The organism is Flavobacterium ichthyis (assembly GCF_009915155.1).
Lineage (GTDB): Bacteria > Bacteroidota > Bacteroidia > Flavobacteriales > Flavobacteriaceae > Flavobacterium > Flavobacterium ichthyis.
Genome location: NZ_JAABLM010000012.1, coordinates 37,833 through 58,658 on the forward strand (window position 1 = coordinate 37,833; position 20,826 = coordinate 58,658).

Consider the following 20,826-nt stretch of genomic DNA (forward strand, 5'->3'; position numbering starts at 1 on the left):
TTGCAGCGCTTTACTGAATGATTTAATTTAATATTTCAAAAATTGGACAAATGAACGAAGATGCAAGAGAAAAAAAATTGAAAGCAATTGTCGATTGGTCTCAGCAAAATGTTGAGGTAAGAGCCGTATTGCTTACCAGTTCGCTTGCAAATCTTGATGCCCCTGTAGATCAATTTAGTGACCTTGACATTGAACTTATTCTTGAAAATAATACGGACTACATATCCGACAATATGTGGATACATAATTTCGGACGTCCAATCGCTAAGTTAGAGGAAGATGAAAGCTGTTTCAACGGTGAGTATGCCATGAAAATGGTATTGTATAATGACTACGTAAAAGTCGATTTTAAGTTATATAGTAAGGCTAATTTCCTAAAAGAAATAAGTAAAACTGAGTTATGTGAAGACTGGGATATTGGCTACAAAATACTTATTGATAAAGATGGATTGACGGTCGGTATGACGCAACCAACTTATCAGGTTTCGATTATAAAACAACCTGATGCGGATGAGTTTGAAAAGTTACTAAACGACTTTTGGTGGGACACCACTTATGTAGCAAAATGCCTTGCCAGATCAGATATATTTTACGCAAAGTTTATGTTGGAAAACAATATTCGAACTGAATATTTAAAACCGTTGATCGAGTGGTATATCGCAAGTGATCACAATTGGAAAATCACTACTAACAAGCACGGAAGGCTTTTTGAGCAATACCTCCCATCCAAAATGTGGCAAAGAATATTGCAAACATTTTCAGGCCATGATACAAATCAAAACTGGGACGCTATGTTTGCCATGGCTGATTTGGTAAATGAAATGGGAACTTATTTATCTGCAAAATTAAATTACAAATATCCTACACAGTTAGAAGCAGATATAAGAAAGTATTTAATTGATGTATGTAAAAAAGGAACAAACTAATATGGAAATCATAGAAAAGAGAATAGGAGATTTTTTGATCACGACCGATAAAGAAAAAATGGATATTGTTGCCATTCATGATTTCCTGTCAAAAAAATCAGGATGGAGTGACAACATACCATTTGATAGAGTAAAAACATCCATAGAACATTCGTTAAATTTTGGGTTTTTTCATGGTGACCATCAGATAGGTTTTGCAAGGGTTATTTCCGACTTTTCAACGATTGCCTATTTGGGAGATATTTATGTGTTAGATGATTACCGTGGGCAGGGGCTTTCCAAACAATTGATGGATGAAATCGTAGCTCATCCACAGTTGCAAGGCTTGAGAAGATGGATTTTACTTACTTCTACAGCAGATTGGCTCTACGAAAAGTATGGTTTTGTAAAAGTGCCGCAACCGGAAATTTATATGGAACGCTACAATCCAAACGTTTATAAAATTGAAAATAGTGCTAAAAAACACGTTCTAAATATTGAAAACAATGAAAAATAGAGAATTGATTATCAACAACTACATTGATGGCTATAACGAATTTAATATTGATAAAATGGTAGCAGATCTTGACGACACTATTATTTTTGAAAATATTCAAGGAGGAGAAACCAATTTGGTAATTACCGGATTGGAAGATTTCAAAGAGCAGGCGGAAAAAGCAGCAACCTATTTTTCGGAAAGAACACAAACCATAAGCTCTATCCAGCATTCGGAAAAAACAACTGAAATCGAAATCAACTACAATGCCACGCTTCGCATTGATTTAGAAAATGGCATGAAAAAAGGTCAACAGATAAATTTAAAAGGCATATCCATTTTTGAGTTTCAAGACGGCAAGATTATTAGATTAACAGATAAAAGCTAAATGAAAAAGATTGTATTAGATTTAGCCGTTACCCTAGATGGTTTTATAGAAGGGTCGAATGGGGAAATTGATTGGTGCATTATGGACAACGACATGGGGTTTGATGATTTTCTATCATCCATTGACAGTATTTTTTACGGTAGGGTTAGTTATGATACCTGGGGGAATTTTATACCTGAAGATGGCATAAGTCAGGCAGAGACGAAGTTGTGGAAAGATGTTCATTCAAAGAAAAAATATGTTTTTTCTCATCAGTTGAGAGAGGATAATATAGCGACGTTTATCGATTCCCATATAGCGGAGAGAGTAGCGGAGATAAGGCAGCAGCCTGGCAAAGACATTTGGCTTTATGGAGGAGCAACTTTGATTAAAACTTTCATAAAGCTAGGTCTTATCGACATGTATCGTATTTCCGTTCATCCTGTAGTGTTGGGAAGTGGAAAACCCTTGTTTGAGGAGTTACAAGGTCGTTTGAATCTTATTTTGATTAAGACGAATGTGTTTAAATCAGGTGTGGTGCAACTAATTTATAAACCATTTATAAATCATGAATAATTGTATTTTAATTAAGAAATAATTCTTCAAAACTTATAAGATATCTGTTCTGAATTCTCCCAAACGATAACTATCAGTTGGCCGATTTAATCAATTATGAAGAATACAAATTAATTGCAACATATATTGATTGCAAGCCGATTATGAACGAATTAATTACAAATATCCTAAATAGTGAATATCACATTAAAACAAATTTAATTTCTGAACAACGTGGAGGATGGGCATCATTATCATACAGAATTGAAGATGTAGCCAGCAAAAAATTTTTTCTCAAGATATATGATTTGCAAAGAAAATCAACAGCATCTCTGACAAAAGAATTAGATCATTATCTTCCTATTGTCGAATGGCTTGAGAGTCAATTCGTCTTACGGGATAAAATAGTGCGGCTGATAAGAACATTTAATAAAGAAGTTAAGGCCACAGACAAAAAAAATATCTACATACTTTTTGAATATATCGAAGGAAAGACCGTTGGAGAGCAAAAGTTGTCTGAAAAACAGGTATTTCAGTTGAGTGAAATTATTTCTGCTCTTCATAATTCGAATGATGTACCTTTTGATTTGGAACCAATTACCGAAACATTTGAACTTGAATTTATCCCACTTCTAACTGCTTGGACAAGTGAGGATTTTGATGAACTTAAACATGAAATCCATGATGTTCTAAAACCTTATCTATCGATTTTAAAGCAGAAAATCATACAATGGAAGAACTTATCGATTGAATTAAAGAATATGAGTTTGAAGTTCACACTTTGTCATACAGATATTCATCATTGGAATCTGATATGGAATAATGAACAATTATACCTTTTGGATTGGGAAGGGTTAAAATTTGCACCGCCTGAAGCTGATATTTTCAGCATCTACCAACAGCCTTACTTTGAGCTATTTCTGACAAAATACTGCGAGCACAATCCTGATTTTAGGGTGAATGAAACCGTCCTCAAGTTTTATCAGTTAAGCAGAAGGCTACAGGATATATCTGAATTTATACAGCAATTACAATTCGATGAAATAACTGAAAATGACAAAAATATAAGCTTCAAATATTTGCGTCGAGAGCTTAATAACATTTCCGGCGATTTATAACACTATTCCTGATTTTTCTCATTTCTAAATATTGTAAATCAAATTTAAAAACAACTTTTATTGCCCTTTGAGGGATCTAATAAAGTTAGGGGAGAGAAATCTTAAAAAGTTATGCCGAATCTTGTAACTCTTCAAGACTCTTTTTTACAAGCTCAGCATTTTTTAACCCCCACTGATCCATCATAGCCAATACAGGGAGAATGCTTTCCCCTAATTTCGTTAACTTATACTCTGATTTTTTAGGGTAAATATCTTCTGAACACTTTTCAACGACATCATAAAAAAGCAATTCCGATAATTGCATTTCCACTACTCTTGGAGAAGCTTCCTCAATATATCTGCTAATATCGGCTGGGCGATTGATGCCTCTATTTATTGCATCTAAAATGCAACATTTCCATTTACCACCAAATACTTTACTGGCAATCCTTATTCCGCAATCGAGGTCTTCTTTTATTTTTTTATGATACATAATATGCCGAGTTTGAGTTTACAAAAATATTAAATTATTGTCTATGGATTTTTTGTTTTGATACCGAATCTTTTTTCGGTTATTGCTTCATCTTGAATTGTTTCAGACCTTTGAATTTACTTAATTTAAAGAGAAATCATGCACAAAAAACATCCGTTTCGACTAACAATAACAGACTTTATTCCCTTGTCATTGTGGGTTTTAGTTTTGTTTATCACTTGGACATTTATGAAAGGGGCCGACCATTTTCTGAAATTAACTCCAAATGCAATGGGACGGTATTATCCCTTCAAATGGTTTTTGATTGCTCATATTACGGCCGGAGGAGGTTCAATTATTCTAGGCCTTATACAGTTTTGGAAGAAGTTGCGTACAAGCAGTTGGAAATTGCACAGGGTCATTGGTTTTTTATACCTGTTGGCAGTTTTGCTAAGTAGCTTATGTGCCGTAGTTCTAGCCTTTACAGTATCATACGAAATTGGCTTTCCGTATGCATTTTCTCTTCAGGTGTGGGTGAGCATTTGGATAAGTTCCACACTGCTCGCTTACTATTTCGCGATCCGAAAAAACTTTAAACTACACCAAGAGTGGATGGTAAGGAGCTATATTGTAACAATTGCTTTTGTGATATCGGGTTTGATCCTCAAAATTCCTTATGTTCAAAGTATGGGGGCTTTCGAAGAAATCTCACCATCACTTTTTTGGTTTGGATGGTCTGTACCGTTGTACATCTATGAAATAATCAAAAGCAAATAAAATATCTTTAACTAATTCATTTAAAATCAATTATATATTTATCTAACAGATTTTCTAAATGGTCTCCAGCATTATGATTTAACACGTCGCCATGATAGCAAATTAATTAACGGATTTAGGGATTTGATTCTCTCAACAGATGCTATGACAGATTCATATCTAGGGTAAATGCTGGATTTGGCAAATCCAGCTAACCATTTTGAAACCCTACATTTCGCATGTATTCGATTTTGACGAAATGGCAAAGGCACATTTGCAGATTGAAACAGGACATACTGTTGGGAAAGTTGTGGTGAAACTGTAAACCTATCAATAATTTGTGAACCTATTAAGCGGTATTCTCCTGTCTGAATTTTGTTGGGTTTATTCCGGTGTGTTTTTTAAACTGCGTACTTAAATGGCTCTCGTCAGTAAATCCTAATTCATCGGCTATTTGGCTTATGGGATAGTCGCTGTATAACAGCCGTTGTTTGATACACTTCATTTTATATAGTGAAACATATTGTTGGAGATTTTCTCCCGTTAGGTTTTTGAAATACTCTCCCACATAGTTTTGCGACAGGTTGAACTGTTGAGATAGGTTCTTGGTTTTTAGCAGTTCACCGTTCCCTATATTTTGCTTGATATAGGTCAGGATTTTATTGATAAGGGGTTCTTCATTGTGCTTGGTGTTACCCTTGGGATTTGTCACGATATTTCTTGACAGGATGTTCAGTATAAGCGTAACCCAATGCTGTATATTTTCTGTTCCGAATACAAGCCTTTCTGTAAGCAGACCGTTTGTAAATCCACTGTGGTTGGTGCAGATGAAACAGGTATGAAACAAAATGGGCAATTGAATTGGTTCTGGACGTGGCAAAACAAATTGGCTACCTACATTGTTGCTTCGGCAAACAGAGGGATAGCAACCATAAAAGAACATTTCCCGGCGGGTTTCCAAAGGCGATTCTTGTTCATGATTGCTGGCCTAGCCATCTTAATACGGAGGCTGCAGGACATCAGATATGTACAGCACAGTTGCTAAGAGAGCTGAAGTTCTTGGAACAGAAATATCAATCTGAATGGGCTACACAGTTTAGCCGGATGCTTATACTAGCCTTGGAATTGAAAAAGTCAATACCTCTTCACCAATATCTGGAACCGATGCGTGAAAGAGCTCAATTGGAAAACAAGCTCCATAAGCGTAAACATCAGTAGCAGTACCAACTGTCGATCTTGCATTTCCACCTAATCTTTTTTGATTGATGATTATTGGCACATTCAAGTTGTCTATTTTATCTACATCCGGAATGCCGATGTGTTGCAATCGGTTTCTAATAAAACTACCTTGCGTTTCGTTGAACTGCCTTTGTGCTTCGGCTCCAATTGTTTGGAATACCAAAGATGATTTTCCAGAGCCTGAAACACCAGTAAAAACAGTAATCTTACATTTAGGTATCTTTAGTGAAATACTTTTCAGATTATTTTGTCGCGCATTTGTGATGATAATCTGCTTCATACTTTTTAAAGTTTTCTACGTTTATATTTTATCTATCCGTTTTATAAACCCTGCATTCGGGATAATGGTACACCGGGAAATTACAAGAATTTGCAATAAAGCATAACTGATTAGCTTTTGAATGTAGAGACTGGGCCAACTCGATCATATTCTCATTAGCCACGGTTACAACCGGCTTCAGCGACACTTCGGTAAAAGTTCCGCCACCATCTGCAGTTTCCACCATTGTCCCGGTAGCCTCTTCAACATAATCAATGACTATGAAACCATTTATAGAACAAAGATGAAGATACCAAAGCATATGGCAAGATGATAATGAAGCTACCAATAGCTCCTCAGGATTATAGCGAGATTTATTCCCTCTAAAAGATGGATCTGAAGATGAAAGCAATACTGGTTTTCCCTCCACATTTATTTCGTGGTCTCTACTATAAGAGTTGTAACTAGAAGTGCCTGAACCTTGATTGCCTGTCCAGATCGTATTTAATTTGTAATAATGCTTTTTTTCCATTTTTCTACTCTTTTATGAATTAAAACCCGTAAAAGCTACGATGCCTTTTGCAGATGAAGTATTTTTAGATGAAATCTTACTAGACAGATAGATAATTATTTTTTCTTCTGGTAATAAATCGATTCAAGACCAAATTCATCATTCATTCTGCAAAGTTCTGTAAAGCCAATTTTCAATAAGATACTTTGAGAAGCCTTGTTCTTTGGATCAATAGATGCATAGATACATTTCATATGCTGTGAATCAAATCCAAATCGTACCATTTGATTAGCTATTTCAGTAGCTAATCCTTGTCCCCAAAAAGCTTTCGATAAAGCATAAATGAGTTCATAGTCTTTAATTTGCTCAGAAAATACCAATCCACTATAACCGATGAATACACCGCTATTTTTATCAATGACAGCAAAAACTCCAAAACCTTTTTCCTTGTAATTCTTTAGGGTTACATCTATCCATCTTTGAGTTTGCTCCTTCGAAAGTGGCTTTCCATCTCCCATAAACTTCATGATTTCTGGGTCGCTACAAATAATATCAAGTTCTTTAAAATCTTGTTGGGTGATCTCCCTAATCACTAACCTTTCCGTTTCTATAACTGTCATTATGGGCTTGTTTATCGAATAAAATTTGATGTGTAATATAAAAGTATTTAATTGGTAGAATTTTCAGAACGACTACCTATCAATCCTTGTCATGTACATGAACCAGTTCCATTCCCATGTTTTGCCATAATCATCAGAAAATGCCTGACTCCAAACCGGATTATCTTTATCTCTAACATCCCATCGAAAAACAACCAAAATTGGTTTGCCTTCAAAAATATCTTTTGTGATGAAATGGCCTACGTTATTCTCGAATGACCCAAGAACTGGCGGATCTAGTTTCCCTTCATTTGAATCTGCCCAAAAGATACTCCACAGTTTTGTTTTGGGATTGAAAAGCCTCAAGGTCATACCTTCAAAAGGAACGCCATCGAATTCAGCGATAAAATTGTCGATATTCCCAATACCATTTAAAATCCGATACATTTCCTGGGTAGAGTCAAACTCTATCCATTCGGTGCAATTGTTTAGCTTAGTTTTCAGCTTTTTATTTTTCAACAGCCATTTTCCCTCAAAAAAATCGAAATCATGTTTTGAAGATGTAGCTGATGGTTGAATGATCAATTCACCGTTAGCGTCGAAGTTTATTACAGGGATATTTAAGATTTCATTTTGTGACATACTAACTTTGTTTTTCTATAAAGTTGTTGTTGATGCTTGGGTTCAAGAAAGCTTTTAGGTGGCCTTTTTGCTAACTACCTGAACACAAATGAAATGTCTATTACTTCATCCAGTTTGTCAACAGTTAATATTAATTGTAATTCTTTCGTTGAATTAGTCATTTTTGTCAAAATTGAGTTTTAAATGCTCGTTTCAGTTCTTTAAAAGGGAATTTTAGTTTCGTAAAAAGGATTATTTTAGAAATCCGATGAATGAGTATTTGCTGTAAACTTGAAGCTTTTTCGAAAAACTTGCCATTCCTTACGTTGTTAGCAGGGTCTTACGCTTCTGTAAGAGATGCTGATTTTTGAATAACTAACAGGCTCCCAACAAGACAGTAATCATTGTACGTAGTTATTAAGGAGTGACTAAGCAGAGCATAGCGAACATAGACACAACTTGTTATTGCAGATTCTAAATCGATTGAATTACCTATATTTAACCTCTTTGATGCCGAAAGCAAAGATGAATTTGAGCAACTGGTTTTAGATTCCTTGAAAGAAAGTCGATACTTAAATTACTCTCCAATAAGTTAGTTTTGTTTAATTAAATGTTGTAGATCAGGATCGTTTTTGATGCGTTCAAGCTCCGCTTCGATAACTTGTACGATGTCTTTTTTTATCTGTCGGTAATTAGTTTCTATTTCCTGCTTCATATTATCAGTACCGTGTTCATCTGTAAAAGATAAGATTTCTGGTATCTTCTGATAGACTTTAGTTTCTGCGGCAACTTTTTCATTATCCACCACAATTTCAGCGTGGAAGATTTTCTGGTCGATACGCTCATCAAAATTATCCGATATAGACCCCACAAACATCCCCTGTGTCAATGTAGAGATTTTGGAAGCCGGGATAAGGCTGTCTAACTGTGTTGAGATAGACGTAGATTTATCATTGCGGTTAATTGTCATACTTTGGCGTTTTTGCAACACTTTACCGAAGCGTTCCGAAAGGCTTTTTGCCGTTTCTCCAACCACCTGACCACTGAATATATTACCGACGGTATTCTGTATTACCTTACTCTCTTTGTCGCCGTAATCCCTTGTTAATTGCGAAAAATCTTGAAAGCCCAAGCATACCGCTACCTTATTACTTCTCGCCGTTGCAATCAAATTATCCAATCCCCTGAAATAGATTGTCGGCAACTCATCTATGATAACCGAACTTTTCAATTGTCCTTTTTTGTTAATCAGCTTTACAATCCGTGAATTGTATAAGCCCAAAGCTGCCGAATAGATATTTTGGCGGTCGGGATTGTTACCTACGCATAAAATTTTAGGTTCTTTGGGATTGTTGATGTCGAGCGTAAAATCATCGCCTGTCATTACCCAATACAATTGCGGGCTAATCATTCTTGACAAAGGAATTTTTGCCGATGCAATCTGTCCCTGTAATTGGTCTTGCGCTCCTGATTGCCAAGCATCCATAAATGGAGATAGATAATTTTCCAAATCGGGATATGAGGTTAAAATAGTAAACACGTCTGCGTATTTCTTATTCAGTAATTCAATGGCGTGTGGGAATGTACAATACTTACCGTCCTCATAGATTTTCAGATACCAAATAATGGCAGCTAATAGGATAATTGGGCTTTCCACAAAAAAATCCCCTTGCTTCTGTATCCAGCTTCGGTTGAGGTTAAGCATTATGGTATAAGCCGCTTCATAAGCATCCGAAATGTCCGTCATAAAGTCGGGGTTCAAAGGATTACAACGGTGGCTCTTGCGTGGGTCGTCAAAATTTATCACATAAAATTTCGGCTGAACTTTGTATTTACCCTGATGCTTCAATAAATGGTTGTATGCAATGGTAGATAGGTCGTCAAACTTGAAATCGTAGATGTACATTGAGAAGCCTTTCTCAATCTGCTGCTTGATGTAATTGTTTACGATTGCATAAGATTTTCCTGAACCAGGAGTACCCAACACAATAGAGGCTCGAAAAGGATTGACTATGTTAATCCAGCCATTGTTCCACTTTCCTTTGTAATAAAACTTCGTGGCGAGATTGACAGAATATTCGTTTTCCATTAAACGAGTTTCCTGCTGAAAACTTTCGTTCTCGTTGTTGAATACATCGTCCATCAGGTTGTTGCGCAGCAAACGGCTTACCCAAACTCCGGCTACCATTAAAGCGATATAGCCTGAACCTGTGGTAAGAACATACAGTATTGTAGCGGTGTTTAACGACAGCTTTAGTAAAGGAAAATTCAGGAAAAACAGAATAACGCCAATCGCTAAAGCAACATAGATTTTAGACCAGGTTATCTTTTCGTCTTTAACTCCCTTAGTACCCAAACAGCTCAAAGCCAGCAATACCAAAGCGAATAATTTGGTATATAGAGTGTGTGAGAACAGTCCGGCTGTACGCTGAAAGTTGCCTAATATTTTGTTGATGAGTTCTAACGTCCAGCCACGTTCTAAAAAGAAACTGTAGCAGAACCAATAAAGGTGCATCAGCACCAATAGAATACTGACTGCCCGCATAAAAGACATTATCTTGGCAAGCCCTCTTAAATCGTCTTCTCCCTGCATTATTTTAAGTTTTAATGTTCGGGCGTGAATTTATAGGCTATGTTGAGTGGCTATAACAAAGTGGCAGTCAAAGGAAGTACTTGGCTGTGAGGGGCCTTTATAGGAATGTTTTTTCTAATTTAGTATTGAGAAAAATAGAATGTTTTGTCCCCCTTTTAAAAGTTCAATCGTCATTAGGGCGAACATTAAAATTTTAAAAAACAATGAAAGAATTTGCATTAATTTTCAGATTAAAAGACATTTCAGACTTTAAACCAACTCCTGAACAAATGCAGGAACGTATGAATTGGTTGGCAGGCATTGCATCACAAAACAAATTAGTGGATAAAGGCAATACGCTTTTACCATTTGAAGGAAGTGCAAAAACTGTAAAGTCTAACAATGTGATAACGGACGGAGCATATACCGAAATCAAAGAATTTATCAGCGGTTATATTGTTGTGAAAGCCGATAATATTGATGAAGCGGTAGAAATGGCAAAAGGCAATCCGATTTTTGACCAAGTAGGTGGAAGTATTGAAGTGAGAGAAGTTTTGAAACGTGATTAACTCAAAATCACATAAGGAACTTTTACCGCATTTATTCCGACAGGAATATGCTAAAATGACGGCTGTTTTGTGCCGTCATTTTGGTTTGCAATATATTGAGATTGCAGAAGACATTGCAAGTGAAACTTTTTTAAAAGCGTCCGAACATTGGGCTATCAACGGAATACCTGAAAACCCGACAGCGTGGCTATATACGGTTGCTAAAAACAAAACCAAAGATTACTTTAAAAATCTATCGGTTTTTGAAACAAAAATCAAAAATGAACAGCCACCCAATATTCAAAATGAATACGATTTTGAATTTGATAATCAGATAATTTCCGATAGTCAATTAGCAATGATTTTTGCGGTTTGCAATCCCGTAAATTCAGATGAAAGCCAAATTTGTCTGGCTCTTCAAATTCTTTGCGGTTTTAGTGTCGAAGAAATTGCCAATGCGTTTTTGACAAAATCGGAAACCATTAAAAAACGACTGCAAAGAGCAAGAACAAATCTTCGAAATGATAATTTTCAAATTAAAAGTTTAACCGAAACTGAAATCAGATTAAGGTTAGACATTGTTTTAAAAACTTTGTATTTACTATTTAGCGAGGGGTACTTTTCTAAAACAAATGATAGGCAAATAAGAATAGACCTTTGCTCAGAAGCTACAAGGCTAAGTTTGTTTTTAACAGAAAATCCATTGACAAACACACCTCAAACCAATGCTTTATTGGCTCTTATGTGTTTTCAAAGTTCACGATTAGAAGCAAGAACGAATGATAAAGGAGAAGCCGTTTTGTTCGATGAACAGGATAAAAATTTGTGGGATAAATCACTTATCGAAAGAGGAAATTATTATCTGATAAATGCTACGAAGGGAAATGAAATTTCAAAATACCATTTGGAAGCAGGAATTGCATATTGGCATAGCACACCGACAGACCAAAACAAATGGCAACATATTTTACAGCTTTACAATCAGCTTATTTTAATTGAATATTCGCCGATCACAGCACTCAACAGAACTTTTGCTTTTGCCAAAGTTTACGGAAATGAAAAAGCTATTCCTGAAGCCGAAAAACTGAATTTGTTCGATAGCAATTATTATAATGAATTGTTAGGCTACCTTTATGCTGATACAGACATTACAAAAGCTATTGAACACTACGAACAAGCCATTAAGCTAACCAAATCGAAAATCGAAAAACAAACATTGACAAGAGAAATCAAACGGTTGAAAGAAGAATGCAAAAAATAAAAGGGGTTTTATTATTTGGGTTTCCTTAACTGCTTCCTTTTCCTCTTCATTTTATTGGCAAAGTCCAGTTCCTCATAATCCTCGCCCTGGGCATCGGGTAGCAAACCGCCCAATGCTTCAATCAAACCGTCTTCGTGTTTTTCCGTAGTTAAGAAGTCGAACAAATGGTGTGGTTCTTCCGCAGGAAGATCCGCATCATTTGATGTGGATTGTTTGGGTGTTGGTACGGCAGCTTCTTTTATCTCCGGTTTGATGTTGTTGTTCCAATAATCATTAATGGCATTGGCAGAAAGTTCCTTGCTCAAACGTGAACCGTTCCAAACCGTTTTAGAATTGTGGTCTATAAAAGTTATTCCGTAAATACGCCCTGTATCATTCCGGCGAACCACCACATTAATTCCTTGTTCGGCTAATTGTTTCTTAAAACTCAATTCATCATTTGTAGATTGCAACGCAATGGAAACGGCAGATTTTAGGGTCTGTTTGGTTGGACTGTCTTTCAAAGCATTTTTGCATTTTACAAAATGCAATTCCAAAGCAGGAAGCCCCGCACTCTTTCCGAATAGCGAAGCCTTGAACGGATGCCCTGTTCTTTCTCCTTTTTCATTCAGAGGAATGTACAACAAACCCTGCTGTATTTTTCCGTGCAGTTCGCCCTGCACCTTTTCGGTGGTAATATTGAACAGGGATAGTAAGGCATTATATTCGCCCAAAGTCTGGTACTGGTAATAATTTGGCAGGTGGCGAACGACTGATGCAATTTGGCTCTTTACATCGCCTGCCCCATAATCTACCGGACGAAAAACCTTGTCATTCTGATTGCGCTCTTTATCGGTTGCGGGTATTAATCCGTGTTTCCTTTCGAGTTCACGACATACATTCATTGACCGCATTTTTTCAAACTTGTCTGAAATTTTTTTACCGTTCTCGTCCACGCAAACCGATACAATATGAATATGGCTACGGTCAATATCGGTATGTTTAAAGACAACAAAAGGCTGTTCGCTGTAGCCCATTTCCCGCATATATTCTTCTGCCATTTCCCGAAATTTATCATCACTTACCTTGTCATTCGGGTCGGGATTGAGCGAAATATGTAACGTATGTTTTTCGGTATTACGGTTGGCTATCAGGTAAGGAGCAAATGATTGGGCTAATTGTGCCACGGAATAATGGCCGCTTGCGGTTTCAATTATCTTATTCGTAAGTAGAATTTTCCCATTTTCTTTCTCCACTTTGAGCTGATTGTACGCTAATGCTCCATACAAATTTCCGCTTCTTCCGATTTTTGCTATCATTTCTACCGCTGTTTTTTCAGATGTTTCGCTTCAAACTCCTCCGTTAGCTGAATGATTTTTTGACAAAGCATTGCCATTTCTGCCGTCTGTTTTTCCAGTTTATAAAGGAATGCTGCTGCCTTTTTCTCGGAGAAATGCTTGTACAATAGCTTTACAATCTGATTGTAGTTCACGCCTACGGAACGGAACTGGTTGTGAAAAGAGGTCAGCCGCATATAAAAATCAACTGTTCCTTTATCAATCTTCACCGATTTCATTTCCTTACCAAACAGTAGGGAAATGATAAACTTCGCTTTATTGGTCATTCCCGATGCTTCAAAAAGTGATAAAAGTTTGGCGTTTTCTTCATCTGTAAGACGGAAAACGTGGCGATGGATGCTTGGGTCGGTTTTAGGTGTCCGTCCGCCCTTATTCTTTTTTCTGTTACTATTTTCGTTCATCACAAATCCATTTAAAATCCATACAAAACCCTGACTTCGGAAGGTGTTTTCTGCCCCCTGCAAAGGGCAAGTTGTTTTGAGGCACGAACTCGGTTTCGAGTGCCTCAAAACACAACTTGCCGTGTTCCGGTGAACACAAAAATCCGCCCTGCGGGACGGATTGAATGTAACAGGGAAAAATGGCTTGTTGCCGTTCCCGTTACCTCCCAATATGTCAAAAGTCATTTGCATAAATCCGTTAATAAAAATCACAATACAAAGTAAAGCCCTGTTTCCGATAGCGTTGCACTGTGCCACAATGCCAAACAGTGCCTCTGATCGCCAAACAATGCCACAGACATACAATCGAATGAAATTGATCGGTTCTTTGCCTTTGAATGATGGCAGGATGACAGGCAGCCCGTACTTCAGGAAGAGCAGACGGCACACAATCAAGTTGGCAGTTTATACTGCCTGCAAAATTGCAGGAATGCAAGAAAGCAAGATTGTACGACTGCCGGAAAGCGTGAACGCTTGCTGCCCAACTATCCGGCTCGCCTGATAGCTGGATTGGTTGACACAATGAAAGAATGACGGCAAGCCTGCCTGATAAACTACCAGAATGATTGCAAGGCTGCTGTACTGAAAGGAAGCAGGCAATCAGGTAAGAACGCAGGCAACCCTGATAGCTATCCTGAAAGAACCCAGGAAATCAGAACGGCTTGCCGGAACGCCTGCAAGCCTGAAAACAGGAATTTAAAACTTTAAATTTTAAAAATATGGACACAAAAAAGAAACCTCTGTTTATCGCCTTTTCTTCTCAAAAAGGCGGAGTTGGCAAAAGCACATTTACCACGCTTGTCGCTAGTACGATGCACTATCGGTTGGGCTACAACATAGCCGTATTTGATGCGGATTTTCCGCAACACAGCCTGATGAAAATGAAAGCCCGTGATTTAGCAATGGTAATGGAAAATGAGGCTTTGAAAAAACTGGCGTATAAGCAGTTTACCACTATCAATAAAAAAGCCTATCCCATTACGCAGCACAGAGCAGATAGCGTATTGGATGCGGCACACGAATTTGTAACGGCTTCTGCTGTTCCGGTTGATGTGATATTCTTTGACCTGCCCGGAACCGTAAACACGCCCGGCATACTGAAAGCGTTGGCAGGAATGCACCACATTTTTACGCCTATTACCGCAGACCGTGTGGTAATGGAAAGTACCCTCATTTTCACGCAGCTTTTACAGGATGTGATTATGAAAAAAGGTGAAACGTCTATAGAAAGTATTAACCTGTTTTGGAACCAGGTGGATGGCAGGGAAAGCACACCTTTATATGACGTTTACAATCAGCTTATTGAGCAACTGGGATTAAGCCTGATGCAGAGCCAAGTGAAGAACAGTACCCGATTTCGCAAAGAAAGCGAAGCGGATAGCAAAACGGTTTTCCGTTCCACGGTAATGCCACCCGATGAGCGTTTGATGAAAGCATGCCAGTTAGACCTGTTCATCAACGAGTTTTTAAAAATCATTCAATTATAGCCGTATGGAGAAAGATAATAAAAGAAAAGTCACGCCGGACATCAACGAAGAGTTGATGATGAACCTGATGGTGGACGGCATTAAAAAAGACGGCATACAGCTTCCGCCCGAACCTGTCAAAGAGCAGAAAAAGGAAGCGGCAAAAAACGAGGTAAAACAAGAAGAATTACAACAAAGCAAACCTGTACAAAAGGAACGTAACCGCAACAAGAAAAATCTTGACGGCAGCTACGGCGAACATTTTTTGAAAACGCACTCGATGACAAAGCGGGGCGATAAAAGCATTTATATCCGGCAGGAATACCACGAACGCTTATCCCGTATTGTACAGGTCATTGGTAAAGATGAGATACCGCTGTATGCCTACCTTGATAATATACTGGAACATCATTTTGAAATGTTTGAGAAAGCGATTATCGATGATTTCAACGAAAAGTTTAAACCCATTTTTTAAAGCACCTGGTTATGGAAATAATAATTGTGATTTGCCTGCTCATCGTCATTATCCTGCTTTTGCAGGATAAGATTGTCATTAAAAAAAGGTCGGAACAAAAGCCGATGCAAAAAAAAGTTAACCTGAACCTCCCCGATATTATGGGTCAGCCTAAGCCTGTAAGAAGCCTTTCAGTGCCAAACACTGCCAATGAAAGCCAAATAACCGAACCGGAGATAAACCCTGATAATTTAGACATCGAATACGACGAAAACGAAAATGTCAGCATTCAAATTCCGCAGGAAGAACTGGACGAAGTTTTCAGCAATATGCCTGATTTGGAAGAAGAGGAAGAAGAATGGAACAGGTACGGAATATCCGGTGGCGATAACGGTTTTGCCCAAGGGGTTACCTACGACGAACTGAGCTCCGTAGGGGCATTGCTCCAAAAAGAGAATTTGGAACAGGCTCAAAAGGAAACAGCGGTAGCCATAGTTCACAAATTACAGGGAACTGAATTATTCAGCCTACTGGAAAATTCCATAGAGGGGGCTTCCCGAAAAATTGCCGAGCTTTTGGATAGCACACTTTCGGCTGAAACGGACAACAGTTCTTCCACTTTGCGGAAAAGTGATTTGAGTGATTTTGACATTGGGGAGTTTGTTTGAGCAAGCCCCCCGTCTTGCTATATTTTTAATATTAACTAAACACTATCAAGATTTTGAACTTGAATCGTATCATTCTACTTTTGTACTGTTCTAAACAATTGCCCAACGACTTCCTCTTTTGTATAAACTATATCTTTTTCCAATCCCTTATTGACAAACTCTTCAAAATCTTGATGCTGTCGACTTACGGAATTAATCAATTTGTTTATCGCTTTCTTACTTTGTGATTCGACGTTTTGTAGCCATTTTTTTTCTATTTCTGACTCCTTATTCAACCTAATCCTGTGTTCAGATAGCTTCCATAATTCAAATAAAATTTGACACTGCTTTTCTTTTTCCTGACTAATAAAAGAAGGAGCTGGTAAACCAATCTCTGGCAAGATTGCAATTATTTTTGGGTCAATATTTATGGGTAGAGGACTTAATCTATTTTGATCAATATTTTCTTCTCCCATTAATAACTTACTAAAGGCTTCAAAATAATCTTTCTTAAATCTCAATCCTCCAATAGCCACATCATCCTTTACAACAATAATCGAAAAAAAGTCAATATCAAGATTTGATAACAATGATAAATCCATTGACAATTGAAAGAAGGCATCTGCATCAGAAAAATCAAAGTCCATAATACCGAAAGTAGCGTATGTAAGTGTCTCGGTTTCTTCAAGACCATTTGGTAGAATGAATTCATAGTTAGAATTCCCTTCTATTGCATTTAGTATTGCTTTAAATTTGTTCAGCTTTTCGTTTTTGGCTTGAGGCCACCATTCCTCGACTGCTTTCCGAGCAACATGCACTGCTTTTTTATTTTCTAAAGGAATATTAGAAATGTAATATTGTATGGTAGCATACAGTCTTTCAAAACACTTTTTTTCCTCATGACATATAATTTCCGAATCAAAATAAGGAATTGTCCTACCTTCAATTTTTCTAAATGCTCCCTGCATATTGCCTAATCCTAAATAAACGGCTTTAAAATTAATTAAGGCAACATTTCTATCATGGGCCTCTTTGGGAACAAATATGTTTAGCAACTGACTATTGGTGTTCCCAAGAGAAGAAAACCATTTGTTTATTTCCTTCTCTTCGGGTACATGGTTTTCCAGTTCGAAATATTTCTTCTCATACTTAGGATAAGGTCTTTTTTTGGAAAGTGCATTACTAAGCTTAACTCTGACCCTATCAATAGATGGGAGAACCTTTTCTTTTTTGTGGTTATTCCCCTCTAGTAGTGAATCTACTAATTTAATAATATCCTTTGACCACTCAATAGCTATCTTACGAACCTCAAGGATGTTCTTTTGCCATTCGTAAGCCGAAGTTTCCTGATAATTTTTTTGTATGACAGACAACCATATTTTATTGAGATGTACATCAAACAAATTACCAATGGCTTCCACAGTAAGATGTTTGATGGAGTTTTGTTTGACAACAGATATAATTTCCTCTGAAGGAAAAGGCAACAATATTGCTTCAGTACAATACTTTTTATAAAACGGAAGGAAAGCATGCATAACTTGTATTCTGAATACACTGAATTCATTTGCTTTATCTGCTTCACTATCAAACAATAGATATTGTATATAGATATTATTTTCTTTTTCCTCGATAGTTAATGAGTTGGTGCTTACTTTCAGATAACTCAGAATAACGCGTTTATTTTTGCTTGCAAATTCTTGAAAGGCTATCGGATTGCTAACCTGCAAGTACAACATGAACTCTTTAGCTTCCTGAATCTCCATACAGATCAGGTCATCTATCAGTATTTTATTCTGTATAAAAGGTAAGCTCAACGATAATTTTAACTCATTAAACCATTTGAAAAGAAATTCAAGTCCCTGATAAGAAGTGATGGGAGCAGTTCTTTTAGTCAGCCTATCTTTCAAGGCATTGGCAAACAACACTAAATCGGTGTTTTCAAAAGAATAGATTGGTAATTCCTTTTTTAATTCAGCGAGCTGTTGAAAATTTTTTGCTCGTTCACCCATTATTCTTGAAAGCTCGTCTAAAGTATTGAGCTCTGTAAATGGCACTGTGACCATAGAGAATAGCTCTATACCTCCTGTATTATAAGCCTGATCAAATAACTCCTTATTCGAAAGCCAATAACGTTGAGGCTCTCCATGCATGATACCATCCAGTGCGAAAACCATAGCAGAAATATCACCTTCGCTCAACAAGCTTGCTAAACCCCTATAAAAGATGGCTTTATTGCTGTCATTCAAGAAAAGTGGAGCATTTATAAAGAAATCATGTTTGTAGTTCTCATCAACTATCTTTAAAAGATTGATTAGGGATTCTTCTATGGGTAAATTATTATGTAATAAATCTCTTAAATGATTAGATCTAACAGGGTGAATCCCTTCTACATATTGACCATCAAAGTTCAGGAAATATTCTTTTTCAAGTTCGTTTAATAATATTCCTCTGTCTTGTTGAAAACCAATTTCAGATTTTACATAATTTATAAGTCTTGTGGTCCCCAGTTTAATGTTCAAACAGTCCGCCAAGGAAACCATTCGTAGGATTTCGATTTTTGCTGCCGAAGATGTAGATTTATATAGATACTTTATTTGAGAAGAAAGTCGTTCCTGAATCATTTGTCCTTTCGTCAGAAGATAGGTATACTCAATCAAAAGACCTTTACCCATTATCTGTTCCCACACCGGTTGCCATTCTTTAATATCAGCGTGGATTTTCCTTTTCCTTTTAAACTGTTCGAAAATGTCTTTTGCTTCCTGGGTTGACAAAGAAATATCTATTGGAGTCAAGTTGATACGTGATATATCAGCACCGAATCTAAACCAGTCTTCTTGTCTTGCAGTAATTAGAAATTTAATAGGCATATCCTTAGTCTTCTCTGCAATATAAGACCAAGCTATTACCGAACTGTCTAGTCCATCGATTACAACTAAAGGAGCTTCGCCAATAAAAACTCTTGATTCTAAAAATTCCACGATAACATTAGCCTCGTCTGTGTCTCTGCAAGTATTTAACTGGTAGATAGTATGGTTCGTTTTTAAATTATACCCTATCTGCCATGCTAATGTTGACTTCCCCTGTCCGCTGGAAGACCTAATAACAACAATGTCCGATTTTTGAATTGCTTCTTCAATTTGTCTTTCCCAGCCCTTTCTTCTTACGGGAAGTCCTTGAACTATATGTAACGGTCTTGCTGCCTTACCATCATAATAATCATCCGATTGTTTCTCGTTGCCTAAATAAGAGACTTTAAACACCCAATTATTCTGAATGGCTTTATTTAGAGGTACTTTTGAAAATGAATCTCTTATGTCCTGAAAGAGACAAATGACATTATCTTTACTGATTATCGTCCGATTTTTTGACCAAATAAGTGTGTTGTAAAATAATGCATTCAGAAACTGAGGCTCAGCTCCTTTATTTACATCCCATTCTTTATACAGCAATATCAGGATCTTTGCATATAATTCATTTGTTGATTGGAGTTCAAAAGAAATCCTATCTACAAAATTACTAAAATTTGTGTTCTGAGATAGTGTTACCAATTTGTCTAACCAAAATTTAGAAAGCGGCTGTCCTTGTCTTTTACTGATGAGTGCAGAGAGATTTCCATCCGAAATCTTCATGTTATAGACAAGTTTAAACCTGCTGTCAGGATTTTTTTCATACACTTCTAGGAAATTCTGAAGAACACCCAATCCCCAAAAAGTACCCGCATCCATTTTATTGACGGATGACTTTAGCTGAATGTATTCGGAATCAATAGTAATAGTTTGGGACGTATGCAAATCTATATCTTCAATTCCCTCCAATTGTATAAATTTTGCTTCAGAATCCTTTTTTAGCTCTTGTAGTATCAAATAACAAGCATATAGTATTTGAAAATGGATTCCTCTAAAGTTGATGGCTCCTCCATTTCTTTTCTGTAGAATTGTATCTAATTTTTCAGTAACCTGCTTTAAGGTTATAGGAGTATCCTTTAATTTCATTCTTTCTCTATTAATACTAATAAAAAAATCGTTTCTTGATTTAAAAAATATAAATGAATGAATTTCTCAGTTTCATCCTTTATAAATAAGAAATGATTTTATGTAAATAGTATAAAAGCTAATATACTCATTTTTTAGGCTGCAACTGCCACTGACAGCTAAACATTTCACCTGACTGCTACTTTCTGATAACACCTTAATTCTTAAATACTTTTGTCCCGAAAGCCCGCAA

Annotated in this window: 22 protein-coding genes; 12 read left to right on the plus strand and 10 right to left on the minus strand. The window is 36.8% G+C overall.

The window, feature by feature from the left end; translation table 11 throughout:
- The first annotated feature begins 50 nt into the window (after positions 1-50).
- The 5 genes from GV828_RS10330 to GV828_RS10350 all read left to right on the plus strand — a co-directional run bounded on the left by GV828_RS10330 (position 51) and on the right by GV828_RS10350 (position 3,441).
- Entirely contained in the window at positions 51-926 is an 876-nt protein-coding gene (locus GV828_RS10330) for an AadS family aminoglycoside 6-adenylyltransferase (protein ID WP_166537423.1), read from the plus strand.
- A 1-nt stretch (position 927) separates the two neighbouring features.
- Positions 928-1,422, plus strand: a complete 495-nt coding sequence (locus GV828_RS10335; protein WP_166537424.1) for a GNAT family N-acetyltransferase — start codon at positions 928-930, stop codon at positions 1,420-1,422.
- Positions 1,412-1,789, plus strand: a complete 378-nt coding sequence (locus tag GV828_RS10340; RefSeq protein WP_166537425.1) for a nuclear transport factor 2 family protein — start codon at positions 1,412-1,414, stop codon at positions 1,787-1,789. The genes GV828_RS10335 and GV828_RS10340 overlap by 11 nt, the downstream gene beginning before the upstream one ends.
- Positions 1,790-2,344 (plus strand): dihydrofolate reductase family protein, encoded by a 555-nt coding sequence (locus GV828_RS10345; protein ID WP_166537426.1) that lies wholly within the window; start codon positions 1,790-1,792, stop codon positions 2,342-2,344.
- Between the two features lie 77 nt (positions 2,345-2,421).
- A complete protein-coding gene (locus GV828_RS10350) occupies positions 2,422-3,441 on the plus strand; it encodes an aminoglycoside phosphotransferase family protein (RefSeq protein ID WP_166537427.1) in 1,020 nt (339 codons plus the stop codon).
- A 109-nt stretch (positions 3,442-3,550) separates the two neighbouring features.
- Here GV828_RS10350 and GV828_RS10355 read toward each other — a convergent pair whose 3' ends face one another.
- Positions 3,551-3,913, minus strand: a complete 363-nt coding sequence (locus GV828_RS10355; protein WP_166537428.1) for a winged helix-turn-helix transcriptional regulator — start codon at positions 3,911-3,913, stop codon at positions 3,551-3,553.
- Positions 3,914-4,051: 138 nt separating this feature from the next.
- On the opposite strand from GV828_RS10355, the gene GV828_RS10360 reads away from it, so the two are divergent.
- Positions 4,052-4,669: a DUF2306 domain-containing protein gene (locus GV828_RS10360; RefSeq protein WP_166537429.1), complete on the plus strand. Its 618-nt coding sequence runs from the start codon at positions 4,052-4,054 to the stop codon at positions 4,667-4,669.
- A 199-nt stretch (positions 4,670-4,868) separates the two neighbouring features.
- The gene (locus GV828_RS10365; RefSeq protein WP_235935451.1) at positions 4,869-4,973 is read left to right on the plus strand and encodes a zinc-binding dehydrogenase; all 105 of its coding nucleotides are present in this window, start codon (positions 4,869-4,871) and stop codon (positions 4,971-4,973) included.
- 24 nt (positions 4,974-4,997) lie between these two features.
- On the opposite strand, the gene GV828_RS10370 is transcribed toward GV828_RS10365, so the two are convergent.
- The 6 genes from GV828_RS10370 to mobC all read right to left on the minus strand — a co-directional run bounded on the left by GV828_RS10370 (position 4,998) and on the right by mobC (position 10,470).
- Positions 4,998-5,609, minus strand: coding sequence for a helix-turn-helix domain-containing protein (locus GV828_RS10370; RefSeq protein ID WP_166537430.1), 612 nt, complete (start codon positions 5,607-5,609; stop codon positions 4,998-5,000).
- Positions 5,610-5,756: 147 nt separating this feature from the next.
- The gene (locus GV828_RS10375; protein ID WP_235935452.1) at positions 5,757-6,167 is read right to left on the minus strand and encodes a P-loop NTPase family protein; all 411 of its coding nucleotides are present in this window, start codon (positions 6,165-6,167) and stop codon (positions 5,757-5,759) included.
- A 28-nt stretch (positions 6,168-6,195) separates the two neighbouring features.
- Complete coding sequence (locus tag GV828_RS10380) at positions 6,196-6,678, minus strand: OsmC family protein (protein ID WP_166537431.1); 483 nt, start codon at positions 6,676-6,678, stop codon at positions 6,196-6,198.
- Between the two features lie 95 nt (positions 6,679-6,773).
- Positions 6,774-7,277 carry a GNAT family N-acetyltransferase gene (locus tag GV828_RS10385; protein ID WP_166537432.1) on the minus strand — a complete coding sequence of 168 codons (504 nt, stop codon included), beginning with the start codon at positions 7,275-7,277 and terminating at the stop codon, positions 6,774-6,776.
- A gap of 72 nt (positions 7,278-7,349) precedes the next feature.
- Entirely contained in the window at positions 7,350-7,898 is a 549-nt protein-coding gene (locus GV828_RS10390) for a hypothetical protein (RefSeq protein WP_166537433.1), read from the minus strand.
- 571 nt (positions 7,899-8,469) lie between these two features.
- Complete coding sequence (gene mobC / locus GV828_RS10395; RefSeq protein ID WP_166537434.1) at positions 8,470-10,470, minus strand: conjugal transfer protein MobC; 2,001 nt, start codon at positions 10,468-10,470, stop codon at positions 8,470-8,472.
- Between the two features lie 203 nt (positions 10,471-10,673).
- On the opposite strand from mobC, the gene GV828_RS10400 reads away from it, so the two are divergent.
- On the plus strand, positions 10,674-11,018 hold the full coding sequence (locus GV828_RS10400; RefSeq protein WP_166537435.1) for a YciI family protein: 345 nt from the start codon (positions 10,674-10,676) through the stop codon (positions 11,016-11,018).
- On the plus strand, positions 11,011-12,258 hold the full coding sequence (locus GV828_RS10405) for an RNA polymerase sigma factor (protein ID WP_166537436.1): 1,248 nt from the start codon (positions 11,011-11,013) through the stop codon (positions 12,256-12,258). Before GV828_RS10400 ends, GV828_RS10405 begins: the two co-directional genes overlap by 8 nt.
- An 11-nt stretch (positions 12,259-12,269) precedes the next feature.
- Here the strand turns inward: GV828_RS10405 and mobB are convergent, their stop codons facing one another.
- Together mobB and mobA are read right to left on the minus strand one after the other, a co-directional pair.
- The gene (gene mobB / locus GV828_RS10410; protein ID WP_166537437.1) at positions 12,270-13,556 is read right to left on the minus strand and encodes a conjugal transfer protein MobB; all 1,287 of its coding nucleotides are present in this window, start codon (positions 13,554-13,556) and stop codon (positions 12,270-12,272) included.
- Between the two features lie 2 nt (positions 13,557-13,558).
- The gene (mobA, locus tag GV828_RS10415; protein ID WP_166537480.1) at positions 13,559-13,996 is read right to left on the minus strand and encodes a conjugal transfer protein MobA; all 438 of its coding nucleotides are present in this window, start codon (positions 13,994-13,996) and stop codon (positions 13,559-13,561) included.
- Positions 13,997-14,754: 758 nt separating this feature from the next.
- Between mobA and GV828_RS10420 the strand changes: the two genes are divergently transcribed.
- The 3 genes from GV828_RS10420 to GV828_RS10430 are packed head-to-tail and all read left to right on the plus strand — an operon-like array spanning position 14,755 to position 16,623.
- On the plus strand, positions 14,755-15,522 hold the full coding sequence (locus GV828_RS10420) for a ParA family protein (RefSeq protein WP_166537438.1): 768 nt from the start codon (positions 14,755-14,757) through the stop codon (positions 15,520-15,522).
- A gap of 4 nt (positions 15,523-15,526) precedes the next feature.
- The gene (locus GV828_RS10425; RefSeq protein WP_166537439.1) at positions 15,527-15,976 is read left to right on the plus strand and encodes a DUF3408 domain-containing protein; all 450 of its coding nucleotides are present in this window, start codon (positions 15,527-15,529) and stop codon (positions 15,974-15,976) included.
- Between the two features lie 11 nt (positions 15,977-15,987).
- Positions 15,988-16,623: a conjugal transfer protein TraD gene (locus GV828_RS10430; protein WP_166537440.1), complete on the plus strand. Its 636-nt coding sequence runs from the start codon at positions 15,988-15,990 to the stop codon at positions 16,621-16,623.
- Positions 16,624-16,697: 74 nt separating this feature from the next.
- Here the strand turns inward: GV828_RS10430 and GV828_RS10435 are convergent, their stop codons facing one another.
- Positions 16,698-20,594 (minus strand): hypothetical protein, encoded by a 3,897-nt coding sequence (locus GV828_RS10435; RefSeq protein WP_166537441.1) that lies wholly within the window; start codon positions 20,592-20,594, stop codon positions 16,698-16,700.
- Positions 20,595-20,826: the final 232 nt, after the last annotated feature.